Source organism: Thalassotalea sp. G2M2-11, assembly GCF_017168195.1.
GTDB lineage: Bacteria > Pseudomonadota > Gammaproteobacteria > Enterobacterales > Alteromonadaceae > Thalassotalea_E.
Genome location: NZ_JADNYL010000002.1, coordinates 306,924 through 319,248 on the forward strand (window position 1 = coordinate 306,924; position 12,325 = coordinate 319,248).

General features: G+C 39.7%; 7 protein-coding genes. 5 read left to right on the forward strand and 2 right to left on the reverse strand.

Translation table 11 applies throughout. From position 1 onward, the window contains the following. Positions 1–44: 44 nt before the first annotated feature. Positions 45–836, forward strand: a complete 792-nt coding sequence (gene cobA / locus IV514_RS07255) for a uroporphyrinogen-III C-methyltransferase (RefSeq protein WP_206484291.1) — start codon at positions 45–47, stop codon at positions 834–836. Between the two features lie 25 nt (positions 837–861). Here the strand turns inward: cobA and IV514_RS07260 are convergent, their stop codons facing one another. Beyond that, the gene (locus tag IV514_RS07260; protein WP_206484292.1) at positions 862–2,325 is read right to left on the reverse strand and encodes an HDOD domain-containing protein; all 1,464 of its coding nucleotides are present in this window, start codon (positions 2,323–2,325) and stop codon (positions 862–864) included. Positions 2,326–2,439: 114 nt separating this feature from the next. After that, complete coding sequence (locus IV514_RS07265) at positions 2,440–4,134, reverse strand: Na+/H+ antiporter NhaC family protein (RefSeq protein WP_346776919.1); 1,695 nt, start codon at positions 4,132–4,134, stop codon at positions 2,440–2,442. Between the two features lie 313 nt (positions 4,135–4,447). On the opposite strand from IV514_RS07265, the gene IV514_RS07270 reads away from it, so the two are divergent. From IV514_RS07270 to IV514_RS07285, 4 genes are all read left to right on the forward strand, one after another. Continuing rightward, positions 4,448–6,775 carry an immune inhibitor A domain-containing protein gene (locus IV514_RS07270; protein ID WP_206484294.1) on the forward strand — a complete coding sequence of 776 codons (2,328 nt, stop codon included), beginning with the start codon at positions 4,448–4,450 and terminating at the stop codon, positions 6,773–6,775. 333 nt (positions 6,776–7,108) lie between these two features. Beyond that, positions 7,109–7,864 (forward strand): response regulator transcription factor, encoded by a 756-nt coding sequence (locus IV514_RS07275; protein WP_206484295.1) that lies wholly within the window; start codon positions 7,109–7,111, stop codon positions 7,862–7,864. Positions 7,865–7,916: 52 nt separating this feature from the next. After that, the gene (locus IV514_RS07280) at positions 7,917–10,118 is read left to right on the forward strand and encodes a tetratricopeptide repeat protein (RefSeq protein WP_206484296.1); all 2,202 of its coding nucleotides are present in this window, start codon (positions 7,917–7,919) and stop codon (positions 10,116–10,118) included. Between the two features lie 308 nt (positions 10,119–10,426). Further along, the gene (locus IV514_RS07285; RefSeq protein WP_206484297.1) at positions 10,427–12,241 is read left to right on the forward strand and encodes a S8 family serine peptidase; all 1,815 of its coding nucleotides are present in this window, start codon (positions 10,427–10,429) and stop codon (positions 12,239–12,241) included. Positions 12,242–12,325: the final 84 nt, after the last annotated feature.

The following is a 12,325-nucleotide window of genomic DNA, read 5'->3' on the forward strand; positions in this document are numbered from 1 at the left end:
CCCTTTACTATACTAGGTAGTTATTTGTTGCAGTATCCGCGAGTATGTACCCCGTTAATCAAAGTAAACAAGCATTTATACAAGGCGAAGTCGCTCTTGTTGGCACAGGTCCTGGCGATCCAGATCTATTAACCTTACAGGCCTACCGTTTTATTCAACAAGCTGACATCGTCATTTATGATCGTTTAGTCAGTAAAGCCATCATGTCGCTTGTACCTGGAGCAGCTGAGAGAATATATGTCGGCAAAAAACAAGCACAACATCGCGTACCTCAAGAAGGAATCAACCAGTTATTAGTTGAACACGCCAAACTGAATAAAAAAGTAGTCAGACTAAAAGGTGGTGATCCTTTTGTCTTTGGCCGTGGTGGAGAAGAAGCGTTACATCTATTAAATAATGGTGTTGCCTGTCATATTGTCCCTGGAATGACTGCTGCTTCTGCATGCACAAGCTATGTAGGGATCCCATTGACTCACCGGCAAGTTTCACAAAGTTGTAGTTTTATTACCGGACATGTCAAAGACAGTGGCGAATTAGATCTTCCATGGCAAACGCTTAATGACAAAAAACAAACCGTTGTTTTTTACATGGGCATAAAAAGTTTACCTATTATCACCGAGCAACTGATAAAAGCGGGACGTTCAGCCAGCACCCCTGCTGCTCTGATCCATAAAGGCACGACACCAGAACAACAAGTTTACCGTGCCAACTTATCGACATTAGCAGCTACTGTTGAACAGCATAATATCAAACCGCCAACGCTTATTGTTATTGGTGATGTTGTCAATACCTTTAACGAACATCACCTAACAAACATAGGTTACCTAAGCCCATAGCTCACTGTTAACCAATCAGATGACTTTATTGCTTACGCTGACTTACAATGGATAAACACATATTCAGTTGTTGTACCAACAGCTGAAATATTGATACTTCCTGCGCTGAAATATCACCTCGAGCTTTGTTTTTAATACCACAAATAAAACCGATACATTTATTATTAATTGACACCGGAGCGGTAATAAAAAAATTACCACTAAGCATATTATCAATATCTTTGGTGATCAAATCTAAGATTTCATGGTTCTTTTTAGCATTAATAATGACAGGAGCATTGCTCGCAAGGGCATGCCTAAAAACATTATTGCTTAACTTGATATCCGTTGAAAAACTAAATTGTTCTTTCACCACCAAATCGTTATAAGAAAAACGACAACTGACGTTAGATTTATCTTTGGACAAAAACAAGAAACAGTTTCTTTCAAACGCGAGGGTTTGTGCGATACCCATTAAGCAGGTTTGTAAAAATTCATTGATATCAACACTGGTCACACACAACTGCGTTAAATGTTGAATAACTTCAAGTTGAATAGACTCCCTGCTCGGCGCATTCGCTGTTGTTTCAAGCTGGTGTTGAGCATTAAAATCCCCCAAGGTTGGAATGGGCTTTAAATAATCGATCAGTACCGAAGCCCCATAAGACTTAAGTAACTTGATGGAGCGTTCACGAGTCAACTCAATTTGATAACGCAGTTTACGCTCGTTGATTTTCATCAATGCGGCAACTTCTTTAATGACACGCTCAAATTTTTCAATCGAACTTGGTGGAGTGTCTATATATTGGCTCAATTTTGTCGCCAAGCTAACCACTTGCATCTCTTTTGTTCTAAGCTCTGGCTGGTCAAATGACGTAACAAGCAAATCACCTAACTTCCATTTTCTAGCTAATCCCACACTCAATTCATCAAAGGTTATTCCCAGCAATTCTTCACATTTTTTGTCATATTGCTGTTCAGGTAAATGAATGTATTTCAACAGTTCTTCATTTAATTTATCATCGATACCCCAAAATGCAGTTTCTCCAACACTATGTAGCATACTCGCCAGATAAAGCTCTTCTTGAATATCATCATTATATTCAGGCACCATCATCTTAGCCAACTGACCCGCGTAAAAAGAGCGTGCCATTAACTTTTTGATGCGGTTATAAACAGAAACGCCTAATTGTTCATTTTTTAATAAACCATCAATAATTTTCGAAGTTAAACAAATATTTTTAACTGTTTGTATGCCTAAAACAACCGTTGCTCGTGATACTGTTGTTACATTGGTCACCCCGATGCGGTTAGTGCTATTAGCCACTTTGATCACACATGATGATAATGCTTGATCATGTAAGATGGCCCGACTTAGTTTAGGTAAAGAGGAGACATCGTCGTTTTCAAACTTTTCTAGTAAACGAGCGGTAGAAGTTAACGCTGGCAATTCTTGCTGGGCAATAAACTCAATCCATTGATCTTTAGTATGTAAGTTTAAACTATCCAATTAAATACTCTTTTTATACTAAGACTCATTCTATATTTAGCCTTTTATGACTACGGTTACAACTTTTATCGGCAATTATAGCGAAAAATCAATATAAATTTAGTTAGTCTTTGACTAAGCAAAGAATATTACTGTTAACGTCCATAAACTCGCTGCACAGATTGCCGCATAAGTTGCCGGTACTATTTGCGATTTTACATGATCCATTAGATCGCATCCGGTGGTCATCGAGCTCAAGATAGTGGTGTCTGAAATGGGCGAACATTGATCGCCATAAACACTACCATTTAACACGGTAGCAAAACAAACCATCATAAATAGCTCGGGGTTAGCTACCCCCTGTAGTTGAGCTACCGACCAAGCCAGCGGCATCGCTAATGGAAATGCAATTGCATAGGTTCCCCAACTAGTGCCTGTAGAAAACGCGATCACCATAGTGATCAATTGTAGTAGCACGGGCAGTGCCCAAAAGGGAAGTTGTTCGCCAAGCAGAGCAACCAGATACAGCCCCCCGCCAATTTCTTTACTAATAGTGCCAACGATAACTGCTAGCATCAAAATAACAGAAGCGACAACAACCCCCTTTAAACCATTACCAAACCCATCAATAAGGTCCATTAAGCTCATGCCTTTAGCTAAAGCGATCAATGCTGACAAAATCAATGCTGCGCCAAAAGCCCAATTAATTTTCGGTGAATCAAAAACAAAAAATGTCGCGATAGCAGTGACCACTAGAGTGATCAGGGGTAAGACAAATTCCAGATAATGAGGGTGATAACCATGAGGAACGTCACATTTTTGCAATTCTTTTGCGCTTAACGGTTTAGCATTAGGCGCATCTAATTGTCCTGTGGTTAACGCACGTTCTCTTGCCTGACGAATTCTTTTTCCTGAAAAACGGGTGATATTTAAACTCAGTAGCAAAGTGCCGAGTACCGCAAAAATACCGTAAAAGCTAAAAGGCACACTAGCAAAGAAAAATGCCAGTCGATCGGCTTCTGTGGCTAAAAATGCCACGCCAGGTACAAACAAAAGAGCCTGAATATAAGCTGGCCAAGCATTAAAAGCAATCACTGCTGCAATTGGAGATGCGGTAGAATCCACAATATAACTCATCTCTTCATGACTGACTTTGGCTTTATCCGCAAGTGGCCTCACTGTAGTGCCGACTAATACTGTACTCATAGTGCCACCTTGGAAAAATAAAATCCCCATAAACCAAGACACCAATTTAGCCGAGCGAGGCCCTTTGACATAATGAGTGGTCATATGATGAGCAAACGCTTGGGCAGCACCTGTTTTTGACCAGATCCCTAATAACCCACCTAATAGCCACAAATATAATAACAGTAGCCCTACCGCCCCTTCCGTGGCCAAGTTGGGAATGATCACACTATCAGTTAAGTCAAAATTTCCTAGCATCAACGCACCAACGACAATCCCACCAAACAATGCCGTTAATGGCTCTCTAGTAATTAAACACAAACAAATCGTTAGTGCTGCAGGTAAAAGTGACCAAGCACCATAATGAAATGCTGGTTTTAATAGCTTAATTTGTTGCTGTTGATCTACGACCCATTGCTGACTAATGGCAGGTGCCTTATCAAGTTTATCTAATTGCTGTTGGTTTAAAGGTGATAAATGATAGGGAACCGTTTCCCCTATCAATACTTCCTGCCCTTTAAACTTGTACACTTGCTCACCCTGAGCATTTTCATAGACATGATACACATAAGATTGCTCTAACCATGTTTTCTCAACTTGATAGTGCACATATAAAGCAACACCGATACAGGCAACAAATAACACTAGTGCCAATCGATTTAATTGCGAAAAGAGATTGAAATTAAACAACATAATCTATGTATTTTTTATGGATAATGAAAAACTTTCACCACGATGACATATTCACCATAAAAACAAAAGTACAAAAATAACGACCTTAATTAAACTTTTCAATCAAAGACATAGAGTCAAAAGATTAAATTTTAATAAAGAAGCTATTGAACCATCCTCCCTTTGTTAATAGACTGTTGCAATCCTGTTTATTTTATGTTCTACAAAATTAATTTAAACAGGCAGATAACAACAAATATAACAACAAGATACTTCAGGAGTTCAGATGTTTAATAGTAAAAGGATTCCACTTGCATTAGCTTTTATGGGTATAACTGGCGCTGTCAGTGCTACTAACCTACCAAGCAATAGCCAAAGTGGTGCTTTCGATATGGCAATAGCCGATGAGCATAAGCTGATCGAAATGCTGAAAAAGTCAGGTAAAATTTCCGCTAACGCTTCACTTAATGACGCAGAAGAGGCATTACATCAATATTTAAGAACTAGACAAGAGCACGAACGTAAAAAAGCTGGTCCAATGGACATGTCGTTTGCTGCGAAACTCAAAAATGGTCAAGCAAATTCATTAACCCAATCATTACAAAATGGCAAAGGTAATAAACTTGGCAAAGCCAAAAAAAGTGCGCCCGACAATTTAGTACTAGAATCTTACAATGGTGAAAAGCGTACAGCAAAAGTTCTCGCGGTATTAATGGAGTTTCCAGATTTTCCTCATAATTCAATCGAGCCAGGTGAAACAGGCATGTATTATGAAGATTATACCAAAGAGCATTATGCAGAGTTATTATTTGGCGATGAAGCATGGGTTGCACCTAACGGCCATCATGCCAATTCCATGAGAATGTATTACGAAGCGCAATCTGGTGGTAGTTACTCCGTTGAAGGTAGCGTCGCGGGTTGGTACATGGCTGAAAAACCAGCGGCATATTATGGTAACAATACTGATGGTGATATTCGTAGCTTGATCCGTGAAGCATTAGCTGCAGCAGCAGCTGATCCAAATGTTGACTTAAGCGATTTTGATATTGAAGATCGATATGACTTAGATGGTGATGGCGACTATTGGGAGCCAGACGGATTAGTTGATCATGTGATGGTATTCCACTCAAGTGTTGGTGAAGAAGCTGGTGGCGGCCAATTAGGAGAGGATGCCATTTGGGCGCATCGCTGGAACTTAGGTTCACCTTTTGCTATCCCAGGAACAACAACAGATACTGACATGTTGGGACTCGGCGCTATGGGCGCTTTTGATTACACCGTGCAACCCGCTGATAGCGCTGTTGGTGTAGTTAGCCATGAGTACGGTCATGATCTTGGTTTACCTGATGAGTATGATACCCAATACTCAGGTCGTGGCGAACCAGTATCTTCATGGTCGATTATGTCTAGTGGTAGCTGGGCTGGTCGCTTAGGTGGTACAGAACCAACAGGATTTAGTGCTTGGGCAAAAGAATTTTTGCAAAATAGCATGGGTGGTAATTGGTTACATGGCGCAACAGTAAATATTGATGATATTACCGCTGATGGTGTCACAGGTTTATTGGACCAAGCTGTAAGCAAAGGTATGAACAACGATGCGATCCGCATCAACTTACCTGATAAAGAAACCCTAGTAACAACGCCTACCAGCGGTGAATATGCTTACTTTAGTGGTAGCGGAAACGAGTTATTCAATCGTATGATTATCCCTGTTGATTTAACAAATGCAACAACTGCCACTGCTAAATTTAAGGCTTGGTATGATATAGAAACCGATTGGGATTACGCTTATGTTTATGCTTTTGATTCAGCAGGTAACTTCCTAGGTTTCCTTCCAGGCAATATTACCACAGACACAAACCCGTATGGTCAAAACCGTGGTAATGCCATTACAGGTAACTCCAATGGTTGGATTGATGCTGAATTTGATTTATCTGCCTTTGTCGGTGATACCATTACTTTATACTTCCTCTATGAAACCGATGGTTATGTTGCTAACCCAGGTCTTTATGTCGATGATTTTGCTGTCGAAACAGATGCAGGTGCATTAGCGCAAGCAAATGCAGACGATGCAGACAATGAACCATTCTATTTGCTAGGTTATACTGCTGATAAAGGTGTTAGTTACAGTGAACATTATTATTTAGCTGAATGGCGCACACACCAAGCAGAAGATGCAGGTCTAGCACACATCAATGTTGCTGGAGAAAACATGGCATTTAATGAAGGATTATTGCTTTGGTATGTTGATAATAAATATACTGATAACTGGGTAGGTATTCACCCAGGAGATGGTTTCTTAGGCGTTGTTGATGCCGATCGTCATACTAATACTTGGGACGATAACTCACCAGCATCGACTCGCTACCAAATCCATGATGCGACATTTAGCCTTGATAAGTCTGATAAGATGTTCTTAGATTTAAAAGATCGCTATGGTATTTCAATGCGAGATAACTTCACCAAACGTAATCCCGTATTCGATGATAGTGTACAATTCATCAGTAATGATATTCCTGATGCAGGTAGAAATATACCAAACTATGGCTTAAAAATTCGCGTAACAGGACAGAGCAAAGATAAATCTGTCGGCCGCATTTTGCTATACAAATAAACACTAAGGTTTAATCACTAAAAAGCGCCATTCGGCGCTTTTTATTTTTGCTTATTAACAATTAATAGTACAATCTTTAGCTTTCCCCTCGAATAAAACAAGGTTTATGCTACTAGCCTATGAAGGCATTAGTACTTCACTAGCTAATAACTACCTCTATTATGATTTATGGTCAGTGTCTCTCTGCATTGTTAAAGCAACAGAGATATTTTCCTTCAAGGACCTTTCACTCTAGACTTACGCTAACCTACAAACATTGATATACAATTTCATACATTCTCAGGTAATATGGTATATATTTAATATCATTGATACTGCTTTGAACACATAAAAATGAATGCAAAATCCAACAATTATATTCTTATTGTCGATGACGATGTCGAACTGGCGCAATTAGTCGCTGATTTTCTGACAACCAACGGTTATCAAACTGAAATAGAAACAAATGGCCTTAATGCGGTAGAGAAAATTATTACCGAACAGCCCACCTTAGTGGTTTTAGATGTGATGCTACCTGACATGGACGGTTTGTCTGTTTGTCGTCAAGTTCGTTACGGTCAAGCAGGTATAGAAGGTACTTATGATGGTCCTATTCTAATGCTCACTGCATTAGACAATGATATTGACGAAGTCGCTGGGCTGGAGACTGGTGCAGATGATTATCTGGCCAAGCCGGTACGTTCACGAGTATTACTTGCACGTGTTCGCGCCCTTTTAAGGCGTAATCCTCATGAAAATGAAACAGCTCCAGAGCCTAAACAAGCAACGACAACCACATCTAACTCATTGATTCAATTTGATGATCTAGTCATAGATACCAAATATCAAACAGCAGAAAAAGATGGCAAAGTTGTTGATTTAACCACCGCGGAATTTGAATTACTCGCCTTATTAGCAAGTAAACCTGGGGTTATTTGTGATCGCAAATTTATTTCTAAGCATTTTTCTCATTTGGGTTATGAAAGTTCAAATAGGACTATAGATTTGCGTGTCTCTCGTATTCGCAAAAAGCTAGGTGACGAAAATAACCCTTCCACCAGAATTAGAACTGTTCATGGTAAGGGCTACCTTTTCGTTGGGGATCGATAATTTTATGCCTTTTATGCGGTTAGTAACTACATTTGTTGTAGGTCTTTTAGCCATGAGCTTATTTTGCAATGCTCATGGCTTAGCGATTGATCACGCAAGTAGTATTGAAGAGCTTGAACAGCAAGTAAAAAACGCGCAAGCAAAAGATAAAGGTGAATTACTGACCCAGTTAGTGACAAAGTATCGCGATAATAATCCATTAAAATGTTTAATGTATGGTGAACAAGCACTCGATATTTTTACACAATACCCTAGTGATAAAAATAAAATTACCGTGCTTAACAATCTTGCTTGGGCGCATATTTCACTCGGAGAATATGAGCAAGCACAAGCTCGTACTAGCAACAGTAAAGAGTTATCGACACGTACCAACAACAAACGAGGGCTCTATGTTAGCTTAACGATGCAAGGCATTATTTATTGGCGCACAGCGGATTTTCAATCAGCGTTAAAACAGTTCAAACTAGCACTTGATATCGCTAATGCTCAGCAAAACAAGCGTAATATTGCCAATACCACTAATTATATTGCCATCATCAATCAAACCTTAGGTCGACCTAAAATAGCCTTAGAAAATTTTCGACGCGCTTTTGAAATACATCAACAGCTAGGAGAAAAGAAAAGCATCGCCGTTTCATTAAATAACATCGCCAATATACATGGCACCAGTGGTAATTACAGCCTAGCCCTTGATTATCAACTAAAATCATTATCAATTAGAGAATCAATCAATGACATTCCCGGCCTAGCGCAAATACTCGGTAATATAGGTCTAACCTACTTTTACCTCGAAGATTATGACTTAGCCCTCAAATACTTACAGCGAGCGTTAGGTCACTATCAAACACTCAAAGATAAGTTAGGTATAGCTGAGTCTCTCACCAGTCTAGGCGCAATACATCAGAAAAAGAAACAATTTGATGCTGCATTACACCAATATAACGAAGCATTACAAATTGCTGATGAACTCTCAGATCCTGCCATGGTAGCGCGTATTAATATTGACATTGCCAGTGCGTATATTGAGCTAAACAACACCGAGTTGGCACACCAACATGCGCAACCTGCTTTAACAAAAATCAATGAATTAAATATAATCCCGCTAAAAGCAAATGCTTTACTGATTAATGCAAAAGTTGCCAAGCTTGAAGGTAATATTGATCATGCACTTCAGTTAGTAGAAAACTCATTATCAATCTCCAATGAAACACAAGACAAACGTTTAATTCGTGATGCCTATAAATTTTTATACTTATTATTTAAAGAACAACAAAACCCTACTCAAGCATTAGCACATTTAGAACAATTTAAACAACTCAATGATGAGATGTTTAATTCACAAAGTGATCAACGAATCGCCTTTTTATTAAGTCATTTCGAAGCCGAAAAACGAGAACAGCAAATAAAGTTGTTAGAAGCAGATCAGACACTTAAAGAAAAAGAAATTAAGCAACAACGCTCAACCCGTAATGCTTGGATAGCAGCGTTGTTAGCTACTTTTGCTTTTATATTAATGCTAGTAAAACGCTTCCATCAGAAGAAAATTAATCAATCCCTCAGTGAGAATATCAAATCACAGCGCGAGCTGATTCAGGCGGTAGCACATGAATTTAGAGCACCATTAGCGCGGGTACAATTAGCCTTTGATATGTTAGAAGATTCATTAACAGAAAGGCCACCCAAAAAACTCAGCGATAAAATAAATAACGGGTTAAATGAATTAGAAAAGCTACTTAAAGAAGCTCTCGACTTTATTCAACTTGAGAATAAATCTAGATCACTTGTGACCAGTGAAATTTCACTCGGCAACACGCTGTCACGTTTATTAGAATCACATATTGATTTATATCCGAACACCCATTTTGAGCTTAGTGAAACAGGTGAGCAGCCCTGCTTAGTCAAAGCAGATAGTCACCAATTGAGCCGAGCTATTTCAAACATTATTCGAAACGGCGCACGCTTTGCCAAAAGCCAAGTCAAAATAACCCTTAACAACCTGAAACAACATTACGAAATCATCATAGAAGATGATGGTCCAGGTATTCCAATTAATGAACGAGAACGAGTGTTAGAACCTTTCGTTCGTCTTGATCTTAGTCGGTGTAGAGATTCTGGTGGTATAGGACTTGGATTAGCGTTAGCAAAAAAAATAATCGAAGCTCATTGTGGACGCTTAGTCATTGGTCAATCAACACTTGGGGGAGCTAAATTAACCATACGTTGCCCCAAAATACCAACTTCCAAAAAGCAATAATTCCCTGCTCCTTAAAGTTAAAGCTCACTAAAAAATGACAATCAGTAAGCAACATGGTCAATTTTATTTGATCTTTTGTGTTTTTATGTATATAAATGTATACAAGTATTAATACAATACTTATAACATACGACAAAATATCGTATCAATATAGACAACAACGAATAACAGGTTCATTTATTATCCACCGCTAAAAAGCATAGTGAAAAAGTAATACTGAATCATGTTAAGAAGCTAATAGACACAAGACAAAGAACGGATACAGAATTCATTGTGCACATAAGCTTTAGCAAAATCGGAGCAAACATATGAAACTAACCAAAATAGCGAGTGCAATAGCAGCATTATCGCTTAGTATAACGATCGGGGCGCAAGCACAAGATTCAAGATATGTCATACAAGTTGATAACAATAACAAAGGCATCATCAAAGCGTTAGCCGTTCAATCAGGTGCAAAAATCAATGTCGATGGTGAAGGATTCTTTGCTGCAACCTTTGCTGGCATGGATCTCAATCAAGTCAAAGGGGTACTGAATAACCCTCATGTTCAGTTAATCGAGTCTGATCAACGTCGCTCTCTTCAATCTTTGTACAGTGATGATCCTGGTAACCCCAAGATAACTCAATTAACCCCATACGCCGTCTATCAATCTCAAGCTGATCAGGTCTCATTTGTTCAAGGCACAGATACTAAAGTGTGCATTATTGATTCAGGATTGGATAGATCGAATCAAGACTTTAATTGGACCAATATTTCAGGTGACTATGATGCTGGCACAGGAAATTGGGATATTAATGGCGGGCCACACGGTACTCATGTCGCGGGAACAATTGCAGCTAGTGATAATGAATTTGGTGTAGTAGGAATGGCACCAGGTGTCAGCTTACATATTATCAAAGTATTCACTGAACGTGGCTGGGCATATTCATCCGACTTAGCCCATGCAACAAACTTATGTAGTCAGGCTGGTGCCAATATTATCAACATGAGCTTAGGGGGAGGAGGCAGTAACACTGTCGAGTCAAATGCATTTAGCCAATTTACAGAGCAAGGGGGCTTAGTTGTTGCCGCAGCTGGCAATGATGGAAATTCAATAGCTTCTTATCCAGCGGCATACCCTGCTGTGATGATGATAGGTGCAAATGATGCAGACAATAATATTGCGGAATTTTCACAATTCCCGAGCTGCTCAAGTGGGCGAGGTAAAAAAGCGACCAAAGATGAAACTATCTGCGTGGAAGCCACTGCTGGCGGCGTACAAACCCTTTCAACCTACCCTGCAGATATGGCGTCAATTGCTGCTATGAGTGCAGACGGAACTTTTTTACCGTCAGCGGGAATGGAAAATCAAGGTGACGTAACAGCAAGCACCTATTTTATGTCTACCGGTGAAAATATTGATACCAATGCCAATGGGAGTATTTGTCTCATCGACCGAGGCATTATTAGTTTTCATGATAAAGTAGCCAACTGTGAAGCTTCAGGCGGCATCGGTGCCATTATCATCAACAATGTTGACGGCGTACTCTACGGAACACTCGGCGATGCTAATAGCACCAGTATCCCGACAGTAGGTGCAGATCTCGCCGATCGTGATGCATTGTTAAATAGCACATCAGCTAGTGTCACTATCTCAACATCAGATTATGGCTACATGAGTGGCACATCTATGGCGACACCAGCAGTAGCAGGTGTTGCAGCGCTTGTTTGGTCAAATTTTCCAGAGTGTAGTGGTGAACAAATACGAACAACACTGAAGAAAACAGCACAAGATCAAGGAGCTCCTGGACACGATGTTTACTTCGGTTATGGAATTGTGCAGGCAAAAGCAGCTGTGGATTACCTTAGCCAAAACGGCTGTGCTGATACCCCGCCTCCGCAAGCATTCTCACTGGATGCCAGTTATAGCTTTGCAAAAGGTAAACACACCATAACACTTGTCGCAAATGGTGGAGTAACAGGTCTGGCTGATTTATATCGAAATGGTAACAAAATAGCCACTGTTACAACCGGTAGCGAATACCTTGATACGTTCTCACGTAAAATCAGCGGGAGCTATCGTTATAAAGCATGTGAAGAAAATACGACGGACTGTACCTCAGAACAAATCATTAATTTCTGATCAAGCGCTTAAATTACCCCGTGTGCCTGTAAAAAGGCACACTATCTCATACATTCATATACATATGACTATCGAACGTCTAAT